Here is a 23,829-nt window from a genome sequence, read left to right as displayed (position 1 = left end):
CACTGGATGATGCAAGAGCTCGCACGTGTCGTTCAACTCAGGTTCCAGACCCTAGTCGGCTTTGTCGCCACCGGCCAGATTCTTCTTGGAGCCGGTCTTGAAATCGGTTTCGTACCAGCCGGTGCCGCTCAGGCGAAAGCCCGGCATGGACAGCATCTTCTTCAGCTCTGGCGCCTGGCAGGCAGGGCAGTCGACCAGCGGTGCTGCGCTGATCTTTTGAATGGCTTCCAACTGATGACCACAGGAAGCACATTGATAGTCGTACATCGGCATGGGGGTTGTCTCGGCGATCAGATTGCTACCGCACACGCTGGGTCTTGCGGCAAAGAGCGGGATTATATCCATTAAATGCGGCCTGTGCAGCCGTAAGACTGCACAGGCCGACACTCGTTGGCGCTACGCCATGACGCTGGCGCGCTCTTCCTTCAGGCTGTGCACAACGCAGACAACCCGTACCAGTCCGCTGAAATTCTTTACCCCGCCGTGGCGCAGGTGCACTTCACGATCCACGTGGGACAGCAGGGCACTGACCGAACAGCAGTTGACCCTCGCCATTTCCCCTAAAATATTCCAATACACCTGCTCGAGTCGCAAACAGGTGGCAAAGCCGTTCAAACGTACCGATCGTGATAATGGCCGGGCCAGGCCCATATCGAATTCACTGACAAACGGATCGACCCTTACATCCTTTAGCGGACCCGCCCTCCCTTCATTTAACCTGCCTTCATAAACCATACCGCTGACACTCCTTTGCCATACTGGTTTCTATAAGAGCCATGTTGCGGGCTTTATAAAAGCGCAGGCGCAAAGTTATATCCAGATGACTTTATGACCATCAACGTAGGATAAGCCAACAACTTGCGGCGGATCGTGGAGCCCGTCCTAGTCAGGACAATTTCCTACAGCACGGGCTGCAAATTCTTTCGAGGAACAGTCACTGACTCGATAGAGCACGAACAACGCCTGATCAGCGTCGTCCGTGCAACGAAACGCTATCAATCCAGCAGTGCACGCAGCATCCACGCCGTTTTCTCGTGGACCTGCATGCGTTGCGTCAGCAAATCAGCCGTAGGCTCGTCACTGACTTTGTCGAGCAAGGGGAAAATGCCCCGCGCTGTCCGCGTGACGGCTTCCTGACCGTCGACAAGTTGCCTGATCATGTCTTCCGCACTGGGCACTCCCGCTTCCTCCTTGATGGAGGACAGGCGCGCATAAATGGAATAGGCACCTGGCGCCGGAAAACCGAGGGCACGAATGCGCTCGGCAATGGAATCGACCGCCAGGGCCAACTCGTTATATTGCTCCTCGAACATCAGGTGCAGCGTCCGAAACATCGGACCGGTGACGTTCCAGTGGAAGTTATGGGTTTTCAAATAAAGTACATAAGTGTCCGACAACAGACGTGAAAGTCCGTCGACGATGGACTTGCGATCCTCTTCACTGATACCGATATCGATTGCCATGTTTTTCCCCTAAAGGTGATGAACAGGTGATGAATTTCATCCGACAAGTGCAGGACCACTCTAGCAAGCCTGCCGCGCCACCGCAGCCCGGATAGCCTCTGCGACCTGCGACAAATCGCCCCCGATGCACCGCTGGACTCCCTGATTTGAGTAGCCGCAAGCTTTGCTGTTAAATAGACAGCGTGTCGCCAGCGCCTATTTTTCCGGGCGCTGCGCATAGGCTGATACCGGGTGCGTGCTCAACGCCTCTTATTGTTCCGAAGCGAACCGTGCCCGATCAGCTCTTCCTTGTGATCCGTCTTAACGTGAGTTAATCAAAATGTTGAAAATCGTCCACCTGCTAATGGGCGCAGCGGCCCTGCTGCTGTCCGTCATCCCTAGCCTGCGATCCGAAGCTGTTCCTTACCTGCAACAACCCGATGCGCTGTACCTGGCCTTTTTCGGCCTGCTCAACCTTACCCTCGCTCCGGTCATCCCTCACTGGAACAAAGGTCCACGTCATCAACTGCAAAACCTGGTGAGCGCCCTGCTGGTGCTGGCTGTTGTTCTGCAAACCTTGACGCTGCTGGCGCCGATGCCTGTCATCGCCGGTCAACCTGCCGTTCTGTTCAGCCTGGTGGCTGCGCTGATTGCCGTTCTTCTGCATTTGGCCATCAGTTTCTACAAATCTTCCCCGGCCACCGCTTCGCCAAGCTACGACATGAGCAACCGCGATACCGGCACCGTCAAGTGGTTCAACACCTCCAAAGGCTTCGGGTTCATTTCCCGTGATTCCGGTGATGATATTTTCGTGCATTTCCGGGCCATTCGTGGCGAAGGTCACCGTGTTCTGGTCGAAGGCCAGCGCGTGGAGTTCTCCGTCATGAATCGTGACAAGGGCCTGCAAGCCGAAGACGTGATCGCCGCGCTGCCGCGACGCTGATCCAAGGCAAAAAAAAACCGCGAGCAGCCTGGCTGTTCGCGGTTTTTTTTGCCTGCTCTTTTAGTAATGGGGCGGCGGCGCTTCTTCTTCAAAGGTTTCGAACTGACCGGCCATTTCTTCCTGGCGCTTGAGCAACGCGGCCATTTGCAGTTGCAGACGCTCGACGGCGCGCTGCTGCGTGGCCAGCACGTCACTCAATGCCTGGATGGTGTCATCCTGAAACGCCAGCTGGCTCTCCAGATCGGTAACGCGCTCTTCCAGGCTCATGCTTCAACCCTCCAGAAACGTGAAGTCATCGGTCAATACCAGCCGCAGCCGTTCGCGTATCGCTGCGATCTGCCCGGCCGTGTACGGTTTGGCTGGATGCTTGCCCCACACCGGGGCTGGCCAGGCGGCGTCTTCGCGTTTGCGCACGATGACATGCATGTGCAACTGACTGACGACGTTACCCAGGGCCGCGACATTCAACTTGTCCGCGTCGAACGAATCCTTGAGCAGCTCCGCCAACGCAGTCGTTTCCTGCCACAGCTGCTGCTGGTCGGCGACATCCAACTGAAATATCTCGCTGATATCGTCGCGGCGCGGCACCAGGATGAACCAGGGGTAGTTCGAATCGTTGGACAACAGCAACCGGCTGAGCGGGAAATCCCCGATCGGTAGCGTGTCTTGTTGAAGTCGTGGATCTAAAGCGAACACTGCGCGCACTCCCGGCTGCTCATCATTTTCAGCTTAGCGCCCATCCCGAGGGACGGCGTACCAAGCGACAGGACGGCAGCATACCTGCGAACGTCGCCGGCTTCACGACGAACCGTCGGAGCATAATCATCATCGACAACCCACCGTGCGCATGCTCCGGCATGAAACATTTTTCCTCCGGGCGCACCATTACAGAACCGCCAGCGACGGCAGAAACACCGAAGTGACCGGCAAACCGAGGCCTGTTCACATTCTGCAACAGGCACCACTGTATGAATTCAGCACAGCATTTAAGATTTTTTGCACCAAAACCGCACAGTAGGTCTACGCTCAGTGCGTCGGGCATCCGCCATTTACTCACTGACGGGGTGAACCGGTAACGTTTTTGGTTGTCGCGCAGTCGACCAGTGAGGTGCAACACGATGCAAACCATGGCGTCAAGCCCCTTCAAAAGGTGCTTGTAACCCCCGGTTTTATGAGGTTTTTACGGTAACAGCCAGGCGTTCAGAAAAAAAAACAGCGAATTGCTGATTTGTGCACGCTTGTTGCATTCCCACTCACATCGCCTTCAGAGCGTCCGCGGGAAGTGGAAGCCTCAAGGCAATAAAAACAGCGGCAGGGTTGCCCGATGGAGATTCAAACGTTTTGCCAAGGACTCTTTTTACCGATGCTCAAGCCCTGGAAAACAGCGATGAAGTTGTCATTCCGATTGCATTGGGGCTGTAAATTTGCGACATCTACCAAGCCATTTGCGACAGGGTCGTAAAGAAGCTGAAAGGTTAGATACGCAAGTATCGCCAACATGGTCGGCGTGATATAAGTTTGCGCCGACACAAAAAGAAAGAGCCGCCCAGATAATAAAACAGGTGGGACGGCAGTACTCTTCTAAAACCAAAGGAGCAAATCACGATGCGCGTGATGAAGTGGAGCATGATCGCACTGGCAGTTGCAGCAGCAGCCAGTACTCAAGTGGCTACGGCCGCACCTTTCGTAAGTGACCAGGCTGAAGCCAAAGGTTTTGTTGAAGACAGCACGCTGAACTTGCTGGTTCGCAACTACTACTTCAACCGTGACAACAAGAATGGCAACAACGACCAGAAAGACTGGACCCAGGGTATCTGGGGCAACTACAGCTCCGGTTACACCGCTGGTACCGTAGGCGTCGGCGTTGATGCTTTCGGTTACCTGGCCATTAAACTGGACGGTGGCGACGGCACTGGCGGCACCGGCAACATGAGCCGTGACGCTGATGGCCACGTTAACGATAGCCAAGGCAAAGCCGGCGCAGCCATTAAATTCCGCGTATCGAAAACCGAGCTGAAAGTCGGCGACATGCAGCCAAGCACTGCTCCAGTGTTCGCTGTTGGCGGCTCCCGGATCCTTCCGCAAACTGCCAGCGGTTTCCAACTGCAGAGCAGCGAAGTCAAGAACCTTGACCTCGAAGCCGGTCACTTCTACTCGTCGACCAGCCAGGACCGTAACGCACGTGACGGCGATCTGTGGTCGCAATACGGCAACGTGAGCGCCAAGTCCATCGACTACTTCGGTGGCAAGTACGGCATCAATGACAACCTGAGCGTATCGCTGTACGGCGCAAAACTGGAAGACATCTGGAACCAGTACTACGCCAACGTGAACCTCACCACTCCAATCAGTGGTGACACGTCGCTGAACACTGACTTCAACATCTACCGCACCACCGATACCGGTGATTCGCGTGCCGGTGATATCAGCAACACCACGTTCTCCCTGGCGACCGCGCTCTCGTTCCTGAAAGCACACACCATTACCCTGGCCTTCCAGAAAGTTAACGGCGATACCCCGTTCGACTACATCGGTGTGGGCAAGAACAACCGCGGCGGCGACTCGATCTTCCTCGCCAACTCCATCCAGTACTCTGACTTCAACGGCCCGGAAGAGAAATCTGCCCAGATCCGTTACGATCTGAAAATGGCTGAGTACGGCGTTCCAGGTCTGAGCTTCATGACCCGTTACGTATCTGGCTGGGGAATCGACGGCACCAAAATGGACGCCACCAGCCCTTATCGCGGTTACGGCTACGGCGAAGACGGCAAGCACCACGAAACCAACTTCGAGGCCAAGTACGTAGTTCAGTCTGGCCCGGCAAAAGACCTGTCCTTCCGCATTCGTCAAGCTTGGCACGTTGCCAACGCTGACCAGGCCGAAGGCGACGTGAAAGAGTTCCGTCTGATCGTCGACTACCCGCTGTCGATCTTGTAATCGCATCCAGTTAGTTTGCGATAACAAATAAAAAGGCCCATCTTCGGATGGGCCTTTTTCGTTGCCTGTTTATGGCTTACTGCACGGCGGATTCCTGAACCACGCGAATCACCCGCTGTGGAAACGGAATATCGATACCGGCTGTCTTCAAGCGGTCGCGGGACTGTTCGTTGAACATGAACATCACATCCCAGTAATCCGCCGTCTTCACCCACACTCGCAAGGAAACAGTGATCGAACTGTCGCCCAAGGTGGAAATGACCGCCTGCGGAGCCGGTTCGGCCAGAATGCGATCGTCTTTGGCCAGGTCCAGCAACACTTCACGGGCTTTCTGCAGGTCCGCCTCGTAATCCACGCCCACATCGAACACAACCTTGCGTGTCGGCTGACGGTTGGTGTTGGTGATGATGCCGTTCGACAAGTTACCGTTAGGCACGATGATGGTTTTGTTATCGCCTGTGCGCAGCACAGTGTGGAAGATCTGAATGCTGTCAACGGTCCCGGCAACGCCTTGGGCTTCGATCCAGTCACCAATACGGAACGGACGGAACAGCAGAATCAGCACGCCACCGGCGAAATTCGCCAGGCTGCCCTGCAATGCCAGGCCAATGGCCAGGCCCGCGGCACCGATCGCGGCAACGAACGACGTGGTTTCCACCCCGATCATCGAGGCCACGCTGACGATCAGCAACACCTTGAGAATAATGTTCGCCAGGCTGCTGATGAAGCCTTGCAGCGCCAGGTCCGCGTTACGCAGCGCGAGCAGACCGCCCAGCTTTTGCGTCACTTTGTTGATCAGCCACCAGCCGATGGCCAGGGTGATGATCGCCAGCAGCACACGGCTGCCGTATTCCATGATCATTGGAATCCAGGCTTGGGAGGCCTTGACCAGGTTGTCCACTTCAGCATTCAAGTCCATCTACATTCTCCTGATTTCCGGCCATCCGGCGCTCGAAACAATAAGCGGCAGAAAGGATGCTCCCGTCAGGGGGCAGCCTTTCCGCCGCTGCTTGGGCCTCGGACGCCGAAAGCGCCGAGAGGTTCCCGCTTGAAAGGTCAGTCGCGGAAGTTGTTGAACTGCAGCGGCATATCAAAGGTCTTGGCGCGCAGGGCCGCGATGGCTTCCTGCAAATCGTCGCGTTTCTTGCCGGTGATACGTACCTGCTCGCCCTGAATGGCCGCCTGAACCTTCAATTTGGCATCCTTGACGTGAGCGACGATTTTCTTCGCCAGCTCTTTGTCGATGCCTTCCTTGAGCACGGCTTCCTGCTTCATCAGCTTGCCCGACGCATAGGCGTCCTTGACTTCAAGGCACTGCACGTCGATCTTGCGCTTGACCAGCGCCAGCTTGAGGATCTCAATCATCGCTTCGAGCTGGAAATCGGCTTCAGCGGTCAGGTTGACGGTCAGGTCTTTTTCCTTGAACTCGAAGCTGCCCTTTCCTTTCAGGTCATAACGACGATCGAGTTCCTTGACGGCGTTCTCGACCGCGTTGGTGACTTCGTGTTTGTCCAGTTCGGATACCACGTCGAACGACGGCATGTAATCTCTCCAATAAAGGGCGCGCTCGATCGAGATGGAGCACGCCTGGCTTGCGGTTAAAATCCGCGCTGATTATAACGGGTCTTTCCCATCATTCACTGCGAGCCTCCGATGCACGCCTCAAACAGAGCAAAAAGCTGATGTCCACCACCTGGCATGTTCTCGGCGTCGGCAGCCTCGGCACCTTATGGGCCACACGCCTGGCGCGGGCCGGGGTGCCGGTTCGGCTGCTGGTGCGGGATGCCACGCGTCTAGAGGCTTATCAAGCGGCGGGCGGTCTGACGCTGGTGGAACACGGCGAAGCGACAACCTGGGACATCCCCGGTGAGACCGCCGACGGCAATGAGCCGATCAACCGCCTGTTGGTAGCCTGCAAAGCCTACGACGCCGAGCAAGCCGTCGCCCGACTGGCACCGCGCCTGGCCCCGAGCGCCGAGCTGATTTTGTTACAGAACGGCCTGGGCAGTCAGGACGCCGTCGCTGCCCAAGTGCCGCAGGCACGCTGCATTTATGCATCGAGCACCGAAGGCGCGTTTCGCGATGGCGACTGGCGCGTGGTGTTCGCCGGCCACGGTTACACCTGGCTGGGCGATGCCGGCCATCCCGTGGCGCCCATCTGGCTCGATGACCTGAGCGCCGCCGGCATTCCCCACGAGTGGAGCACCGACATTCTTACCCGGCTGTGGCGAAAACTCGCGCTCAACTGTGCGATCAATCCGCTGACGGTACTGCACGACTGCCGCAACGGCGGGCTACAGGATCATCATTGCGAAGTCGCCACCCTGTGCGGCGAACTGACCGAATTGCTCGAACGCTGCGGTCAACCGGCCGCCGCCGAGGCTCTTCAGCATGAAGTCGAACGAGTGATCCATGCGACGGCCGCCAATTATTCCTCGATGTACCAGGACGTCGCCAATCAGCGCCGGACCGAAATCAGTTACCTGCTGGGCTATGCCTGCAAAGTGGCCACGCGCCACCAATTGAACCTGCCTCACCTCAATCAGTTACAAGCACGGCTGATCGCCCATCTGCACAGCCTTGGATTGCCCAGCGACTGAGCAGCGGCTACGCTGGCCACTTGTTCCTTTGTAGCGATATCACTGATGCCATTGCGCCAGCGCCTTGAAAACCTACCGGTCGGCCAGAAACTACTGGCCGCCCTGCTGGTGTTGTTGACCACCGTTCTACTGGTCGCCAACCTGACGTTCATTAGCGCCGCGTATTACATTTCCCAGGAAAGCATGGCGCCCCAGGCCCTGCAGACCATCGGCCGACTGGTGTCCAACCCGAGCCTGGTGTCCGAAGCGTTGCAATCGCCGCAAAGCGCCGAACGCCTGCTCAATGAACTCAACAGTTATTCACCGCTACGCGCCGCAGCGTTGTATGACGGCAAGGGCGAGCGCCTGGCGCAGTTGCAACATGGCGACAAACTGAAGTTGCCCGACCGCTACCGGCACATCGAATCCTGGCAAGCCACCGAATTCCGCAGCAATCAGCTAATCACCCTGCCCCGCCCCGGCACCGCGCCTGGCCACTTGTTGCTGGTCGCCAGCAGCGAGTTGCCGGTGGCGTTCTACACCGGGACCCTGACCGCCAGCCTCGGCATCCTGATCTTCAGTGTGCTGTTATGGCTGGTGATCGCCCGGCAGATCAAACGGCTCATTACGCGGCCAATCCATCAGCTCGAAGAGCTGTCCCGGCAAGTGACCCGGGAAGAGAACTATGCCCTGCGCGCTTCCCGCGGCAATCACGACGAAATCGGCAGCCTGGCCGAAGCCTTCAACACCATGCTGTCGCGGATCGAGGCACGGGAACAGCAACTGAAACGGGCGCGGGATGACTCTCAGGCCGCATATGACCAGGCCCAGGGGCTGGCCGAGGAAACCCGGCACACCAACCGCAAACTGGAACTCGAAGTCCAGGTGCGCAGCAAGATCGAAAAGAAACTCACCGGGTTTCAGAATTACCTCAACAGCATCATCGATTCCATGCCGTCGGCGCTGATCGCCCTCGACGAGCAGCTCTACGTGACGCAGTGGAACCAGGAGGCCAGCGCCCTCTCCGGCACGCGCCTCGACGAAGCACTGAATCAGCCGATCTTCCTCGCTTTCGAACCGCTCAAGCCATTCCTGCCGCAGCTCAAGCAAACCGTCGAGCAGCACACGGTGGCGAAGATCGAGCGCGTGACCTGGCTGAAGGATGACGAGCCGAAACACTACGCCTTGACCTTTTATCCGCTGATGGGGGGTGCCGGGCGTGGCGTAGTAATCCGCATCGATGACATCACCCAGCGCCTGTCCCTGGAAGAAATGATGGTGCAGTCGGAAAAAATGCTCTCGGTCGGTGGCCTCGCCGCCGGCATGGCCCACGAGATCAACAACCCGTTGGGCGCGATCCTGCACAACGTGCAGAACATCCGTCGACGCCTGTCCCCGGAACTGCCGAAAAACCTCGAACAGGCCGAGCAGGTCGGCATCGAGCTGGACACCGTCAACCAATACCTGAAGGCACGCGAGGTGCCGCAATTGCTGGACGGCATCCAGCAGGCGGGCGCCCGGGCGGCGAAAATCGTCACCCATATGCTCAGCTTCAGCCGCCGCAGCACCCGGCAAATGGCCCCGTGCGACCTGCCGGCACTGATCGATCAGGCCGTGGAAATCGCCGGCAACGATTTCGACTTGGCGATCGGCTTCGACTTCAAGGGCCAGGCGATCATTCGTCAGTTCGATCCGGCGCTGGGCCCGGTGCCCGGCACCGCCAACGAACTCGAGCAAGTGCTGCTCAACCTGCTGAAAAACGCCGCGCAGGCCATTCACCAGCGCGAAGACGACCGCGAGCCGGGGCGCATCATCCTGCGCACCAAACTCAATCCGCCTTGGGCGGAAATCCAGGTCGAGGACAACGGCATCGGCATGAGCGAAAGCGTGCGCAAACGCACCTTCGAACCGTTCTTCACCACCAAGGAAATCGGCCAGGGCACCGGCCTTGGCCTGTCAGTCTCGTACTTCATCATCACCAACAACCACAAGGGTCAGATGGAAGTGCAATCGACCCTGGGCCAGGGCACCTGCTTCACCTTGCGCCTGCCATTGGCGAGCACTCCGCTCGTTTCTCAAGAATTCAATCAGCTATCGAGGTAACCATGGGCTTTCGCTTGTCGAAGATCTACACCCGCACCGGCGACAAAGGCGAAACCGGACTCGGCGACGGCCGCCGCGTGCCCAAGGACCACCCACGGATCGAAGCGATTGGCGAAGTCGACACATTGAACAGTCAGTTGGGCGTGCTGCTCGCCGGACTGGAGAAGGCGGGAATGGACGAAGTGATCGCGGTGCTGGCGCCCTGTCAGCATCGGTTGTTCGACCTGGGTGGCGAATTGGCGATGCCGGAATACCAGGCGCTGAACGTCGCGGAAATCGAACGCCTGGAAGCGGCGATCGATGTGTGGAATGAAGAGTTGGGGCCGCTGGAGAATTTCATTCTGCCCGGTGGTTCGCTGCTGATTGCCCAGGCCCATGTATGCCGCAGCCTGGCGCGCAGCGCCGAGCGACGGTGTCAGCAGTTGAATGCGCTCGAACCCCTGGCCGGAGTCGGGCTCGCCTATATCAATCGGCTGTCGGACCTGTTGTTCGTGGTGGCGCGGGTGATTGCCCGGCGCCAGGGGGTGGCGGAGATTTTGTGGCAGCCGGCGGCGAAGCCCGAGCATTAAGTGGCGCCGGCCACGCCCCCATTGCGAGCAGGCTCGCGCCCACAATGGGGCCGGCCGCTAAACCAATGAATCCGGCCAGAACGCCCGAATCCCCGCGACACCCTGAGCGCCCACCGCCCAAGCCTTCTGCTGCTCTGCCGGCCCGACACCGCCGAGCAAGAACACCGGTTTGCTGAAACCTTCGATCAACACCGAAGCCTGCTCCCACCCCAGCGCCGGAGCTCCCGGATGCGTCAAGGTCGGCTGCACCGGCGACAGGGTCACGAAGTCCACGCCCATCTGCTCGGCCAGCGCCAGCTCTTCAGCGTTGTGACAGGACGCCGCGAGCCAGCGTGACGCCGGCAGCGGGCGGCCAGCCGCCGCGTACTTGCGCAACTGGGCCGAGGTGATGTGCCAACCGGCGGACGGGAAATCCCCCAGCCATTCGAACGGCCCCTTGATCATCAACTGCGCCTTGCCGGCGCACAGCCCTGCCGCGTCCACCGCCAGATCGCGGTATTTCGGGTCGTAGCCGTTGGGTGCTCGCAACTGGATCAGCTTGATGCCGCTCGCGATGGCTTTCTGGATCCCGCGCAGCAAGGCCGGGGTTTCCAGATCTTCGGGGGTAATCAGGTACTGCGCCGGCAACCGTGCTGCCGCAACGATCGGCTGGTTGGCGGCCGGAAATTCGTAGGACAAAAGATCCCGCGGCGCTACCCACTCCAACGGCTGGCCTTCGGCGCCGTGAGGCTCGCCACCGAAGTCCGAGACTTCCCAGACATCCAGCAACACCTGCTTGTCCGGATAATCATGGCGAACCTTGATCAGCGGTCGTGCGGCATTGACCACAATGCCCAGCTCTTCATGAAGCTCGCGGGCCAACGCCGTCTCGACGGATTCGTCCGCCTCGACCTTGCCCCCGGGAAACTCCCACAGACCGCCCTGGTGCTGAGTGTCGGCACGGCGGGCGATGAGGATCCTGCCGCTGTGATCGCGTATCACCGCAGCGGCCACGTGTACTCGTTTCACTGCCCGACCTCCTCCAGACCTGCCTTTTGCCAGGCCTTGAACGCTGGCCATTGGTAGATCGTTTCAACATACGCCTCGTCTGCCGCCGGCAGTTTCACCTGATAAGTGCGCAAACGAACGGCAATCGGTGCGAAGAACGCATCGGCGAGGGTCGCACGGCCAAACAGAAAAGGGCCGGATTCTGTCGCGGCGGCGCGACACTCGGCCCACAAGGCCAGCATGCGCTCGATCTCCGCCTGGACGTCGGCCGGGTTCGGCGACAGCTGTGCGTCGCGACTCAGGTCGAACGGCATGTTGCCGCGCATGGCGAAGAAACCAGCATGCATCTGCGCACACGCCGAGCGTGCCTGGGCGCGAGCGGCGACATCCTTGGGCCAAAGGCCGGCGTCGGGGAATTGTTCGGCCAGGTATTCGGCAATCGCCAGAGAATCGGCGATGGTGCCGTGTGCTGTTTTCAGCAGCGGGACTTTACCGGTCGGCGAATGCTTGAGAAGACGTTCGCGGGTGTCCGGTTGGTTCAGCTTGATGAGTTCTTCGGTGTACGGGGCGCCGGTCAGGTCGAGGGCCAGAGCGCCGCGCAGGGACCAGGAGGAATACAGTTTGTCGCCGATGATCAGGTGCAGGCTCATGTTCGGGACCTTCAGATATAGGGACAAGCCAGTCTAGTGGGTGACTGATAATCCGCCATCGCGAGCAGTCTCGCTCCCACAAGGGCAACGCAAAAACCTGTGGGAGCGGGCTTGCCCGCGATGGGGTCGACTCGGTCTTAAGTACGGTACTCGGCGTTGATTTTCACGTACTCGTGGGACAGGTCGGTGGTCCAGATGGTTTCGCTGCAATCGCCGCGACCCAGTTCGATACGAATGGTGATCTCTTCCTGCTGCATCACCGCGGCGCCCTGGGCTTCGGTGTAGGTCGATGCGCGCGCACCACGACTGGCGATGCACACGTCGCCGAGGAACACGTCGATCTTGCTCACGTCCAGATTTGGCACACCGGCACGGCCAACGGCGGCGAGGATGCGGCCCCAGTTCGGATCGGAAGCGAACAGCGCAGTCTTGATCAGCGGCGAGTGAGCCACGGTGTAACCGACGTCCAGGCACTCCTGGTGATTGCCGCCGCCGTTGACTTCGACGGTAACGAATTTGGTGGCGCCTTCGCCATCGCGAACGATGGCCTGAGCGACGTCCATGCACACTTCAAACACAGCCTGCTTGAGCTTGGCGAACAGCTCACCGTTCGCGGAGGTAATTTCCGGCAAGGCGGCCTGACCGGTGGCGATCAGCATGCAGCAGTCGTTGGTCGAGGTGTCGCCATCGATAGTGATGCGGTTGAACGATTTGTTGGCGCCGTCCAGCAGCAGGTTTTGCAGCACGTCGCGGGAGACTTTGGCGTCGGTGGCGATGTAGCCGAGCATGGTCGCCATGTTCGGACGGATCATGCCCGCGCCTTTGCTGATCCCGGTGACGGTGATGGTCACGCCGTCATGCTGGAACTGGCGGCTCGCGCCTTTGGGCAGGGTGTCGGTGGTCATGATGCCGGTGGCGGCGGCTTCCCAGTTGTTGACCGACAGGTCGTCGAGGGCGGCTTGCAGCGCGCCTTCGATTTTCTCGACCGGCAGCGGCTCGCCGATCACACCGGTGGAGTACGGCAGCACCAGGCTGGCATCGACGCCGGTCAATTCAGCCAGCTTCGCGCAGGTGCGCTCGGCGGCGGCCAGGCCAGGTTCGCCGGTCCCGGCGTTGGCGTTGCCGGTGTTGGTCAGCAGGTAACGCACCGGGCCTTGCACACGCTGCTTGGCCAGGATCACCGGCGCGGCGCAAAAGGCGTTCAGGGTGAACACGCCGGCGACCGTGGAACCTTCGGCACAGCGCATGACCACGACATCCTTGCGCCCCGGACGCTTGATGCCGGCCGAGGCGATACCGAGTTCAAAACCGGCAACCGGGTGCAACGTTGGCAAAGGACCAAGACCAACAGCCATGAATGCGCTCCTTAATAAATGATGTCAGCACCGCTTTCAGGAAGAACGGTGGTGTAAATGGCAAAACGCCGCGACGGCTGATGCCGGTCGCGGCGCGGGTATTTCAGCGATTGAAACGGGTTTTACTGGATCTGCCCGTGGCAATGCTTGAATTTCTTGCCCGAACCGCAGTAGCACAGCTCGTTACGGCCCAGCTTCTGTTCGTTGCGGACCGGCGCGGTGGCGAGGGCAACATCGACCTCTTCACCGAGCAGTTCCGGCTGTTCCAGACCTGGCGCTTCGTCGTGCTGGAACTGCATGCGCGCGGCCAGTGCCTCGGCTTCCTGACGCAGGCGTTGCTCTTCTTCGATCGGGTCTTCGCGGCGAACCTGAACGTGCGACAGCACACGGATCGAGTCGCGCTTGATCGAATCCAGCAACTCGGAGAACAGCGTAAACGACTCGCGCTTGTACTCTTGCTTCGGGTTCTTCTGGGCGTAGCCACGCAGGTGGATACCATGACGCAGGTGGTCCATGGTCTGCAGGTGGTCTTTCCACAGGTCATCCAGCACACGCAGAACGATTTGCTTCTCGAAGGTGCGCAGCGCTTCGGCGCCGGCCTGGTCTTCTTTCTCGTTGTACGCCGCGATGAGCTCCTGCATCAGCTTCTCGCGCAGGGTTTCTTCATACAGGTGATCGTCTTCGTCGAGCCATTGCTGGATCGGCAGCGAAACACCGAAGTCACTCTGCAACGCTGACTCCAGACCGGCCACGTCCCACTGCTCAGGCAACGACTGCGGTGGAATGTGCGCGCTCACGGTGGCGTTGAGCACGTCCTGACGGAAGTCGGCGATGGTTTCACCGATGTTGTCGGCGGCCAGCAACGTGTTACGCATGTGATAGATCACTTTACGCTGTTCGTTGTTGACGTCGTCGAACTCCAGCAGTTGCTTGCGAATGTCGAAGTTGCGGCCTTCAACCTTGCGCTGGGCCTTCTCGATGGCGTTGGTCACCATGCGGTGCTCGATCGCTTCACCGGACTGCATGCCCAGGGCTTTCATGAAGTTCTTCACCCGGTCAGAGGCGAAGATGCGCATCAGGCTGTCTTCCAGCGACAGGTAGAACCGGCTGGAACCGGCGTCGCCCTGACGACCGGCACGACCACGCAACTGGTTGTCGATACGGCGCGATTCGTGACGCTCGGACGCGATCACCTGCAAACCACCCGACTCGAGCACTTGCTGGTGACGCTTCTGCCAGTCGGCCTTGATCTGCGCGATCTGCTCCGGCGTTGGCTCTTCCAGCGAGGCGACTTCCACTTCCCAGTTACCGCCCAACAGGATGTCGGTACCACGACCGGCCATGTTGGTGGCGATGGTCAGTGCACCCGGACGACCGGCCTGGGCAATGATCTCGGCTTCTTTTTCGTGGAACTTGGCGTTGAGAACCTTGTGCTCGATCCCTTCCTTCTGCAGCAGCGCAGACATGTGCTCGGAGGTTTCGATGGTTGCAGTACCTACCAGCACCGGACGGCCCTGGGTCATGCACTCCTTGATGTCGTTGATGATCGCCGCGTATTTCTCTTCGGCGGTCAGGAACACCAGGTCGTTGTAGTCTTTACGCGCCAACGGCTTGTTCGGCGGGATCACCATGACCTGCAGGCCATAGATCTGATGGAATTCGAACGCTTCGGTGTCGGCAGTACCGGTCATGCCGGACAGCTTGTTGTACAGACGGAAGTAGTTCTGGAACGTGGTCGAGGCCAGGGTCTGGCTTTCGGCCTGGATGTTCAGGTTCTCTTTGGCTTCGATCGCCTGGTGCAGACCTTCGGACAAACGGCGACCCGGCATGGTACGACCGGTGTGCTCGTCGACCAGGACAACCTGACCGTCCTGCACGATGTATTCAACGTTACGGTTGAACAGCTTGTGCGCGCGCAGACCGGCATACACGTGGGTCAGCAGGCCCAGGTTATGCGCCGAGTACAGGCTCTCGCCCTCAGCCAGCAGGCCGACACGGGTCAGCATGTCTTCGATGAACTGGTGACCGGCTTCGTTGAGTTCGACCTGACGGGTCTTCTCGTCAACCGTGTAATGGCCGGCCTTGGTGACTTCGCCTTCAACTTCTTCAACGTGCAATTGCAGTTGCGGGATCAGTTTGTTGATCTCGATGTACAGCTTGGAGCTGTCCTCGGCCTGACCGGAAATGATCAGCGGGGTACGGGCTTCGTCGATGAGGATGGAGTCGACTTCGTCGATCACGGCAAAATTGAGTTCGCGCTGGAATTTTTCTTCCATGCTGAACGCCATGTTGTCGCGCAGGTAGTCGAAACCGAATTCGTTGTTGGTGCCGTAGGTAATGTCGGCGGCGTAGGCCAGACGCTTCTCTTCCGGCGGCTGGAATGGCGTGACCACACCGACCGTCATGCCGAGGAATTCGTAGAGCGGACGCATCCAGTTGGCGTCACGGCGGGCCAGGTAGTCGTTCACCGTCACAACGTGCACGCCCTTGCCGGACAGCGCGTTGAGGTAAACACCCAGTGTCGCCACCAGGGTCTTGCCTTCACCGGTACGCATTTCCGCGATCATGCCTTCATGCAAGGTCATGCCGCCGATCAGCTGTACATCGAAGTGACGCATACCCATGACGCGCTTGCCGGCTTCGCGGGCGACCGCAAAGGCTTCTGGCAGCAGCTTGTCGAGGGTTTCCCCTTTGGCGATGCGGGCCTTGAACTCATCAGTCTTGGCACGCAATTGATCGTCCGAAAGGGCTACCATTTGCTCTTCGAAGGCATTGACGAGTTGCACCGTCTTGAGCATGCGTTTGACTTCACGCTCGTTCTTGCTTCCAAAAAGTTTCTTTAACAAAGGCGCAAACATATCGGCAGGATCTTCCACACTAAAGGGATGGAGGGCGGCCCCGTGAGTCGCCCGTGCAGCCCTCATGGCCGCATGCGAACGAGCATTCTACCCGGAAACGATGGTGAGGAAAGTGGCGTTGTTCCACGATGCATGCACTGCGCTTTGACGGGGCTCACTTAAAATAGGGGCGTTTTGCTGAACTTCAAGCCGCTGACGGCAGAAGTTACTTGTTGATTTAATGGGTAAAGCGCGCGCAAAGCAATGGGTCGGGTGCAACCAGTGCTTTCTGCTAACATGGCGGCTCTGTTACTTCAGGTGTCTGATCATGGCATTTCGCCCTCTTACGGCCAGAGCACCCGCCGTTCTGCTTCGCGAAGCCAAACCGCTCAAAGCCCTTTTCGGCCACGCTCAACGCCTGGGTCATCTGCAGCGCCTGCTCGAAAGCCAGTTACAACCGGCCGCCCGGGAGCATTGCCATGTGGCGTCGTGGCGCGAAGGCAGTTTGTTGCTGATTGTCACCGATGGCCATTGGGCCACCCGTCTGCGTTATCAACAGAAGCGTCTGCAACGGCAGTTACAAATGTTTGACGAGTTTGCCAGCCTGACCCGGATCCTCTTCAAGGTGCAGCCGCCGACCGTCCAGCAAGGTGCGGCCGGGCACACGATGGACCTGTCGACCGATGCGGCGGCGACCATTCAGGCCACGGCGGACGGGATTACTGATCCGAACCTGAGGGCGGCGCTGGAGCGATTGGCGGCACACGCCAAGCCCAAGACCTGACGCTCCCACACTTTTAATGGTGCCCGCTTGTCAGCGGCGTTTGCTGCCGCCCAGCAACGAGCCCATCAACCCACGCACCAACTGCCGCCCCAATTGATTCGCCGCCTGTCGCATCGCCGATTTCAGCGCCTGCCCCGCCGCCGTCCCGAGAAATTCCCCGGCCTTGTCGGTGAAGCTTGGTTCCTCCGGCGCAGGCTTGCCCGGCATCGCTTCCGCACCTGGCGCCAGACCCTTGCGGCCCATCAACACCTCATAAGCCGACTCGCGGTCCACCGGCTTGTCATAGCGGCCCTTGAACGGCGAACCGGCAATCAATACCGTACGCTCGGTTTCGCTCAGCGGCCCGATCCGCGATTGCGGCGGTGCGACCAGCACACGCTGGACCATTTCGGGCGTCCCCTTTTCCGCCAGCGTGCCGACCAGCGCCTCGCCTATCCCCAGTTCAGTCAACACCGACAAGGCATCGAACGCCGGGTTCGGGCGGAAACCGTCAGCCACCGCGCGCAGGGACTTCTGTTCCTTGGCGGTGAACGCGCGCAAGCCATGCTGGATACGCAGACCGAGTTGCGCCAGCACGTCGTCCGGCAGGTCGCCCGGCGATTGGGTGATGAAATACACGCCCACCCCTTTCGAGCGGATCAGCCGCACCACTTGCTCCAGACGCTCCTGTAACGCCTTGGGGGTATCGGCGAACAGCAAATGAGCCTCGTCGAAAAACAGCGCCAGCAACGGTTTCTCGGCATCCCCGCGCTCCGGCAGTTGCTCGAACAGTTCGGCCAGCAGCCACAACAGGAACGTCGCGTAGACCTTCGGCGCCTCGTGCACCAGACGGCTGGCATCGAGTAAATGAATGCGCCCGCGGCCATCGGCGGCCGGCTGCAGAATGTCTTCGAGTTGCAGCGCCGGCTCGCCGAACAGTGCTTCGGCGCCCTGTTGTTCCAGGGTCGCCAGGCGCCGCAACAGCGCCTGACTCGATCCGGTGGTCATCAACGCCGCGTCGTCACCGAGCAATTCCGGGTGGTCGCGCAGGTGATTGAGCAGCGCCTTCAAGTCCTTCAGATCCAGCAGCAGCAAGCCTTCGCGGTCGGCCACCTTGAACGCGGCGTAGAGCGCCGATTGCTGACTGTCGGTCAGCTCCAGCAGCGCGCCAATCAGTAGCGGGCCCATTTCGCTCAAGGTGGTGCGCAATGGATGACCGGACTGACCGTGAATGTCCCACAGGGTGACCGGGTAGGCCTGCGGCGTGTAATCCAGCCAGGGCATGCCGGCGATGCGCTCGGCCACCTTGCCTTGGGGATTGCCCGCCGCACCGAGGCCGCGCAGATCGCCTTTGATATCCGCAGCAAATACGGCCACACCGGCATCACTGAACGCTTCGGCCAAGCGTTGCAAGGTGACGGTCTTGCCGGTCCCGGTGGCGCCGGCGACCAGACCGTGACGGTTCGCCAGGCGCATGGCCTGGGCAATGGGCTGCCCGGCAGGGTCGGCACCGATAACGAGTTGCGAAGAATCGTGCATTTTGCCACCTATGGTTCATCTTTGATCGATTACGGCCGATAACAAGACTGTACGCGTTGATAATCCGCTAGGGCGAGGTCGGAATTATCAACTTGATCTCAACCTTGCCCGTGCTGCATGTCTTTATAAAAGCACGCCGTGGGCATTAAGACCTTATCGGAAGCCCAAGCCATGAATAAAAATATGCGCTTTAGCCATAAGATCCTGCTTGCCGCCGCCCTCATCGTTACTGCCGCTTTCGCTACATTTACGTTCTACAACGATGCGTTGCAACGTCATGCGATCCGCAGTGACCTGGACAACTCCCTTCAGCAAATGGGCAGCGTCACTGCCAACAATATCCAGACCTGGCTGAATGGCCGCAGCCTGCTGGTGGAAAACCTCTCACAAACCATCGCGCTGAACGCGGATGTCAGCAACATCACCCTCCTGTTCGAGCAGAAAGCAATGATGGCGGCCTTCGTGGCCGTGTTTCTGGGCAGCGCCGATGGGCTGTTCATCATCCGTCCGGAGGTCAAAATGCCAGAGGGCTTTGATCCCCGCGTGCGGGATTGGTACAAAAGCGCCCAAAGCACCCGCGGCCCCGTATTGACCGAACCCTACATTGATATCGGCACCGGCCAACTGGTCGTGTCCATCGTCCAGGGTGTGGCCAACGACGGTCGAAACATCGGCGTGGTCGGCGGTGACCTGAGCCTGCAGATGATCATCGACACCCTGAACGCACTCGACTTCGGCGGCATGGGTCACGCCTTTCTGGTCAGCGCCGACGGCAAAATCCTGGTGCACCCGGACAAAGAGCTGGTCATGAAAGCCTTGGTCGAGGCCTACCCGGAAAACACGCCGCGCATCAGCACGGACTTCAGTGAAGTCGAGGTCGATGGTAAAACGCGCATCGTCACCTTCACCCCGATCAAAGGATTGTCTTCGGTCAACTGGTACATCGGTCTGTCGGTGGATAAAGACAAAGCCTACGCGATGCTCAGCCAATTCCGCACCTCGGCGGTCATTGCGACCGTAATCGCCGTGGCCATCATCATCGCCCTGCTGGGCCTGTTGATCCGCCTGCTGATCCAGCCGCTGAACGTCATGACCCGCGCCATGGAAGACATCGCTGACGGCGAAGGCGATCTGACCAAACGCCTGACCGTGCAGAATCACGACGAATTCGGCCTGCTCGGCACTGCATTCAACCGTTTCGTGGAGCGCATTCACGGGTCGATCCGCGAAGTGTCGTCGGCCACCGGGCAAGTCAACGAGGTGGCTTTGCGCGTGGTCGCAGCCTCCAACTCGTCGATGTTCAACTCCGACCAGCAGGCCTCGCGTACCAGCAGCGTCGCCGCCGCCATCAACCAGCTCGGCGCCGCCGCCCAGGAAATAGCGCGCAACGCGGCCCAGGCCTCAAGCCAGGCCAGCGACGCGCGCAGCCTGGCCGAAGACGGCCAGCAAGTGGTGGATCGCAGCATTGTCGCGATGAATCAACTGTCGAGCCTGCTCAGCACCTCAAGCAGTCACATCGAATCGCTGAACAGCAAGACCGTGAACATCGGGCAGATTCTCGAAGTGATCACCAGCATCTCCCAGCAGACCAACCTGCTGGCGCTCAACGCCGCGATCGAAGCGGCCCGCGCCGGTGAGGCCGGGCGTGGTTTTGCGGTGGTCGCCGATGAAGTGCGCAACCTGGCGCACCGCACGCAGGAGTCGGCGCAACAGGTGCAGGGCATGATCGAGGAACTGCAAATCGGCGCTCGCGGGTCCGTCAGCACCATGAACGACAGTCAACGTCACAGCCAGGACAGCGTGGAGATCGCCAATCTGGCGGGCGAGCGACTGAACAGCGTGACCGTGCGCATGGGCGAGATCGACGGGATGAACCAGTCGGTGGCCACGGCGACCGAGGAGCAGACGGCGGTGGTCGAGGCAATCCATGTCGACATTACCGAGATCAATACCCTGAATCAGGAAGGGGTGGAGAACTTGCAGTCGACGTTACGGGCGTGTGCGGATCTGGAGCAGCAGGCGGCGCGGCTTAAACAGTTGGTGGGTAGTTTCCGGATTTAATGTCTGAAAGGGCCTCTTCGCGGGCAAGTCGATTCGACTTGCCCGCGAAAGCATTCGCACACTCACCACCTCCCTGACTGACACACCGCCACAAAACCTCAACCGAACATCTATCCTTCATAAAGGTCAACCAAGGGAGAACAACGGACCGGAGGGATGTTCATCGTGCATATCGCTGACATAACCATGTTCTACGCCCCTGCCAGCGGTGGCGTGCGCACTTATCTGGATGCGAAACACCGGCGCCTGGGGATCAAGCCAGGCATTCGCCACAGCCTGCTGATACCGGGTTCGCACCTGAGTGAAGAAGATGGCGTCTACACGGTTCCGGCCCCCGCCCTGCCCTTCGGCAAGGGTTATCGTTTCCCCCTCCGTCTTGCCCCTTGGCGCAATGTCCTGCATGACCTGCAACCCGACCTGATCGAGGTCGGCGACCCGTACCTCACGGCTTGGGCGGCGCTCGATGCCCGCCGCCAACTCGATGTCCCGGTGATCGGCTTCTACCACTCGGACCTGCCGCTGCTGGTCAGTAACCGCATGGGCAACTGGGTCACGCCTAATGTCGAGGCGTATGTCAGCAAGCTCTATGGCAACTTCGACCGGGTGCTGGCGCCGAGCCAGATCATGGCCGACAAATTGACCGGCCTGGGCGTGAGGAACGTGTTCGTCCAGCCGCTGGGTGTCGACCTGCAGACCTTCCATCCGGACGCCCGAGACCCGGAGCTGCGGGCCGAGCTGGGCATTGATGAACAAACGCACCTGCTGATTTTCGCCGGGCGCGGTTCCAAGGAAAAAAACCTGCCGGTGCTGCTCGATTGCATGAAACGCCTGGGCCGGCGCTATCACCTGCTGCTGGTGGGTTCGTCGATGCCGGCGGTGGTGCCGGACAACGTCACCGTGGTCGACGAGTTCTGCCCTGCGGCACACGTGGCGAGGCTGATGGCGAGCGCCGATGCGCTGTTGCATGCCGGCGATCAGGAGACCTTCGGCCTGGTGATCCTGGAAGCCATGGCCTGCGGGATTCCGGTGGTGGCCGTCGCAGCGGGGGCCTTTAAGGAAATCATCACCGCAGACTGTGGCGTCCTGTGTGCCCCGAACAACCCGTTGGCCATGGCCAATGCCGTGCGGGAGGTATTGGGTTTCGGCAGTACCGTACTGGGCCAACAGGCCCGCCGTCATGTCGAACAGCATTACTCGTGGGACACGGTGGTCAACAGTCTGTTGGGCCATTACCACGCCGTCCTCGGCAACCAATGGCCGTTGATCGTCAATGGCTGAGCCCATGAACGCCCCCAGCCTGCTATTGGTGCTGCACGATGTCGCGCCGCAAACCTGGGCCGATTACCAACCTTTTGTCGACGCCGTTGACGCCTTGGGCGACGTGCCAATGACCTGGCTGGTGGTGCCGGATTTTCACGGATACAACGATCTGGAAGCCCATCCGGCGTTTCGACGGATGCTCACCGGGCGGGTAGCCCGAGGTGACGAACTGGCGTTGCACGGCTACTTTCATTGTGATGAAAGCCCGACGCCCATTACGCCACGAGACTGGTTCATGCGCCGCATTTATACCCACGAAGGCGAGTTCTACAGCCTGTCCCGTGAAGCCGCCCTCGCCCGCCTGCGGGCCGGCATCGCAGTGTTCCATCGCAACAACTGGCCGCTGGAGGGCTTTGTCGCTCCCGCCTGGCTGATGAGCGAAGGGACGCGTCAGGCATTACGCCAGTTGCCGCTGAGTTACACCAGTGACCCGCAGCATTTGTATCGGCTGCCGGATTTCACCCCGATCGAAGCGCCGGGCCTGGTCTGGAGTGCGCGCAGTGCCTGGCGGCGGGGTGTGTCGAAGCTGGTCAGCGATCAGCGTGAACAACGCTGGCGTCAGGCGCCGGTGATTCGCCTGGGCTTGCACCCCGTGGACATGCGTCACGAATTCTCACGCAATTACTGGCTGCAAACCCTCAAGCGCCTGCTCGATGAGGGCCGCGTGCCGCTGACCAAGGCACGCTGGCTGGCGCAGCACAACGACCGTACCGGTCGCGCCGCATGAGCCGGGGGATCCTGCTGCTCGTCGCATTGCTGGTTGCGGTGCTGATTCCGCTGTTGCTGGGCGGTAACCAGACCTGGGCGCGGCTGCAGAGTTTTCCGCTGAACTGGCTACTGATCATGTTCGGCATGATCCTGCTGTGCTGGGTGGTGAACACCCTGCGCTTGCGTCTGCTGCTGGGCGATCAGCGCGATAAGGTCAGCCCGGTCAAAAGCCTTGGCGTGGTGATGGCCGCGGAGTTTGCCTACTGCGCCACACCGGGCGGCAGCGGCGGGCCGCTGACGATCATGGCGCTGCTGGCCCGCAACGGTGTTCGCCCGGCACGGGGCAGTGCGGTGTTTGCCATGGATCAGTTGAGCGACCTGCTGTTCTTCCTTTGCGCGCTGAGCGGGATTCTGATTTATGCGCTGTTCCAACACCTCAGCGAACGCATGGAGTGGTTGCTGACGGTCAGTGCCATATCGATGTTCGGCGGCTTGCTCAGTTGTGTGGTGATCGCGCGCTACCATCGATTGTTGATTCGCCTGAGCGGACGGCTATTGGTTCGCCTCAATGTCAAAGGCACCACGCGCATGCGCTGGGCGCGAAAACTCCTGCATTTTCTGGCGGCGTTCACCGACACGCTGAAGCTGCCCTTTCAGACATTGATCAAGGTGTTTGCCCTGACCTGTGTGCATTGGGTCCTGCGCTACAGCGTGCTGTACCTGGCGTTGCGCGGGCTGGGAGCGGATTTGCAGTGGGCGTGGAGCTTTTTGATTCAGATGCTTTCACTGAGTGCCGGGCAGTTCAGCTTGTTGCCGGGAGGCGCCGGTGCAGCGGAATTGACCTCCGCCGCGTTGCTGGCGCCTATGGTGGGGAAATCCACCGCGGCGGCGGCGATTCTGATTTGGCGGGCGGTGACTTATTACTTCTACCTGGTGGTGGGCGGGCCGGTGTTTTTGCTGATGCTGGGACGACCGCTGTTGAAGAAGTTGATGAGGGTCAAACAGGCATAGACGGGGCGCGGATCACCCGAAAACG

General features: G+C 59.8%; 22 protein-coding genes and 1 pseudogene. 11 read left to right on the top strand and 12 right to left on the bottom strand.

Annotated features, from left to right (window positions below; all coding sequences use genetic code 11):
• Positions 1-51: 51 nt before the first annotated feature.
• From NTD84_RS27570 to NTD84_RS27560, 3 genes are all read right to left on the bottom strand, one after another.
• Positions 52-273, bottom strand: coding sequence for an FmdB family zinc ribbon protein (locus NTD84_RS27570; protein ID WP_010457489.1), 222 nt, complete (start codon positions 271-273; stop codon positions 52-54).
• A gap of 123 nt (positions 274-396) precedes the next feature.
• Positions 397-735 (bottom strand): ribbon-helix-helix domain-containing protein, encoded by a 339-nt coding sequence (locus tag NTD84_RS27565; RefSeq protein ID WP_262172225.1) that lies wholly within the window; start codon positions 733-735, stop codon positions 397-399.
• A gap of 260 nt (positions 736-995) precedes the next feature.
• A complete protein-coding gene (locus NTD84_RS27560) occupies positions 996-1,463 on the bottom strand; it encodes a Dps family protein (RefSeq protein WP_262172224.1) in 468 nt (155 codons plus the stop codon).
• Between the two features lie 319 nt (positions 1,464-1,782).
• Here NTD84_RS27560 and NTD84_RS29930 point away from each other — a divergent pair, with 319 nt between their 5' ends.
• The gene (locus tag NTD84_RS29930) at positions 1,783-2,385 is read left to right on the top strand and encodes a cold-shock protein (protein ID WP_315975579.1); all 603 of its coding nucleotides are present in this window, start codon (positions 1,783-1,785) and stop codon (positions 2,383-2,385) included.
• A gap of 60 nt (positions 2,386-2,445) precedes the next feature.
• Here the strand turns inward: NTD84_RS29930 and NTD84_RS27550 are convergent, their stop codons facing one another.
• On the bottom strand, positions 2,446-2,652 hold the full coding sequence (locus NTD84_RS27550; protein WP_008029236.1) for a SlyX family protein: 207 nt from the start codon (positions 2,650-2,652) through the stop codon (positions 2,446-2,448).
• A 3-nt stretch (positions 2,653-2,655) separates the two neighbouring features.
• On the bottom strand, positions 2,656-3,081 hold the full coding sequence (locus tag NTD84_RS27545; RefSeq protein WP_262172223.1) for an HIT domain-containing protein: 426 nt from the start codon (positions 3,079-3,081) through the stop codon (positions 2,656-2,658).
• Between the two features lie 909 nt (positions 3,082-3,990).
• On the opposite strand from NTD84_RS27545, the gene NTD84_RS27540 reads away from it, so the two are divergent.
• Complete coding sequence (locus NTD84_RS27540) at positions 3,991-5,322, top strand: OprD family porin (RefSeq protein WP_262172222.1); 1,332 nt, start codon at positions 3,991-3,993, stop codon at positions 5,320-5,322.
• A gap of 76 nt (positions 5,323-5,398) precedes the next feature.
• Here the strand turns inward: NTD84_RS27540 and NTD84_RS27535 are convergent, their stop codons facing one another.
• Positions 5,399-6,241, bottom strand: coding sequence for a mechanosensitive ion channel family protein (locus NTD84_RS27535; RefSeq protein ID WP_262172221.1), 843 nt, complete (start codon positions 6,239-6,241; stop codon positions 5,399-5,401).
• Between the two features lie 137 nt (positions 6,242-6,378).
• On the bottom strand, positions 6,379-6,864 hold the full coding sequence (locus tag NTD84_RS27530; protein ID WP_018926510.1) for a YajQ family cyclic di-GMP-binding protein: 486 nt from the start codon (positions 6,862-6,864) through the stop codon (positions 6,379-6,381).
• A gap of 140 nt (positions 6,865-7,004) precedes the next feature.
• Between NTD84_RS27530 and NTD84_RS27525 the strand changes: the two genes are divergently transcribed.
• From NTD84_RS27525 to NTD84_RS27515, 3 genes are read left to right on the top strand one after another with little or no spacing between them, the layout of a single operon-like run.
• Positions 7,005-7,922, top strand: coding sequence for a putative 2-dehydropantoate 2-reductase (locus tag NTD84_RS27525; RefSeq protein WP_262172220.1), 918 nt, complete (start codon positions 7,005-7,007; stop codon positions 7,920-7,922).
• 45 nt (positions 7,923-7,967) lie between these two features.
• Complete coding sequence (locus NTD84_RS27520) at positions 7,968-10,004, top strand: ATP-binding protein (protein ID WP_262172219.1); 2,037 nt, start codon at positions 7,968-7,970, stop codon at positions 10,002-10,004.
• A gap of 2 nt (positions 10,005-10,006) precedes the next feature.
• Positions 10,007-10,573 (top strand): cob(I)yrinic acid a,c-diamide adenosyltransferase, encoded by a 567-nt coding sequence (locus NTD84_RS27515; RefSeq protein WP_262172218.1) that lies wholly within the window; start codon positions 10,007-10,009, stop codon positions 10,571-10,573.
• Positions 10,574-10,630: 57 nt separating this feature from the next.
• Here NTD84_RS27515 and NTD84_RS27510 read toward each other — a convergent pair whose 3' ends face one another.
• The 4 genes from NTD84_RS27510 to secA form a co-directional block, all read right to left on the bottom strand.
• Positions 10,631-11,581, bottom strand: a complete 951-nt coding sequence (locus tag NTD84_RS27510) for a Nudix family hydrolase (protein ID WP_262172217.1) — start codon at positions 11,579-11,581, stop codon at positions 10,631-10,633.
• Positions 11,578-12,210 (bottom strand): glutathione S-transferase family protein, encoded by a 633-nt coding sequence (locus NTD84_RS27505; RefSeq protein ID WP_262172216.1) that lies wholly within the window; start codon positions 12,208-12,210, stop codon positions 11,578-11,580. Before NTD84_RS27505 ends, NTD84_RS27510 begins: the two co-directional genes overlap by 4 nt.
• 137 nt (positions 12,211-12,347) lie before the next feature.
• A complete protein-coding gene (gene argJ, locus NTD84_RS27500) occupies positions 12,348-13,565 on the bottom strand; it encodes a bifunctional glutamate N-acetyltransferase/amino-acid acetyltransferase ArgJ (protein ID WP_262172215.1) in 1,218 nt (405 codons plus the stop codon).
• 122 nt (positions 13,566-13,687) lie between these two features.
• Positions 13,688-16,423: a preprotein translocase subunit SecA gene (secA, locus tag NTD84_RS27495; protein WP_262172214.1), complete on the bottom strand. Its 2,736-nt coding sequence runs from the start codon at positions 16,421-16,423 to the stop codon at positions 13,688-13,690.
• Between the two features lie 307 nt (positions 16,424-16,730).
• On the opposite strand from secA, the gene NTD84_RS27490 reads away from it, so the two are divergent.
• Positions 16,731-17,186 (top strand): DUF721 domain-containing protein, encoded by a 456-nt coding sequence (locus NTD84_RS27490; RefSeq protein WP_262172213.1) that lies wholly within the window; start codon positions 16,731-16,733, stop codon positions 17,184-17,186.
• Between the two features lie 30 nt (positions 17,187-17,216).
• On the opposite strand, the gene NTD84_RS27485 is transcribed toward NTD84_RS27490, so the two are convergent.
• Entirely contained in the window at positions 17,217-18,704 is a 1,488-nt protein-coding gene (locus NTD84_RS27485) for a DUF853 domain-containing protein (RefSeq protein ID WP_262172212.1), read from the bottom strand.
• Between the two features lie 171 nt (positions 18,705-18,875).
• On the opposite strand from NTD84_RS27485, the pseudogene NTD84_RS30175 reads away from it, so the two are divergent.
• The 5 genes and pseudogenes from NTD84_RS30175 to NTD84_RS27465 all read left to right on the top strand — a co-directional run.
• A pseudogene (locus tag NTD84_RS30175) lies at positions 18,876-19,907 on the top strand (cache domain-containing protein); the annotation flags it as partial.
• Positions 19,908-20,000: 93 nt separating this feature from the next.
• Positions 20,001-20,765 carry a methyl-accepting chemotaxis protein gene (locus tag NTD84_RS30170; protein ID WP_410017383.1) on the top strand — a complete coding sequence of 255 codons (765 nt, stop codon included), beginning with the start codon at positions 20,001-20,003 and terminating at the stop codon, positions 20,763-20,765.
• Between the two features lie 156 nt (positions 20,766-20,921).
• Positions 20,922-22,043 carry a glycosyltransferase family 4 protein gene (locus NTD84_RS27475; protein WP_262172210.1) on the top strand — a complete coding sequence of 374 codons (1,122 nt, stop codon included), beginning with the start codon at positions 20,922-20,924 and terminating at the stop codon, positions 22,041-22,043.
• Positions 22,036-22,812, top strand: coding sequence for a polysaccharide deacetylase family protein (locus tag NTD84_RS27470; RefSeq protein ID WP_262172209.1), 777 nt, complete (start codon positions 22,036-22,038; stop codon positions 22,810-22,812). Before NTD84_RS27475 ends, NTD84_RS27470 begins: the two co-directional genes overlap by 8 nt.
• On the top strand, positions 22,809-23,804 hold the full coding sequence (locus NTD84_RS27465; protein ID WP_262172208.1) for a YbhN family protein: 996 nt from the start codon (positions 22,809-22,811) through the stop codon (positions 23,802-23,804). Before NTD84_RS27470 ends, NTD84_RS27465 begins: the two co-directional genes overlap by 4 nt.
• Positions 23,805-23,829: the final 25 nt, after the last annotated feature.

The sequence above is a fragment of the Pseudomonas sp. 14P_8.1_Bac3 genome (assembly GCF_025466085.1).
In the GTDB taxonomy this organism is placed as follows: Bacteria; Pseudomonadota; Gammaproteobacteria; order Pseudomonadales; family Pseudomonadaceae; genus Aquipseudomonas.
The sequence above is the reverse complement of the archived record's forward strand: the minus strand, read 5'-3'. Positions and strand labels throughout refer to the sequence as shown.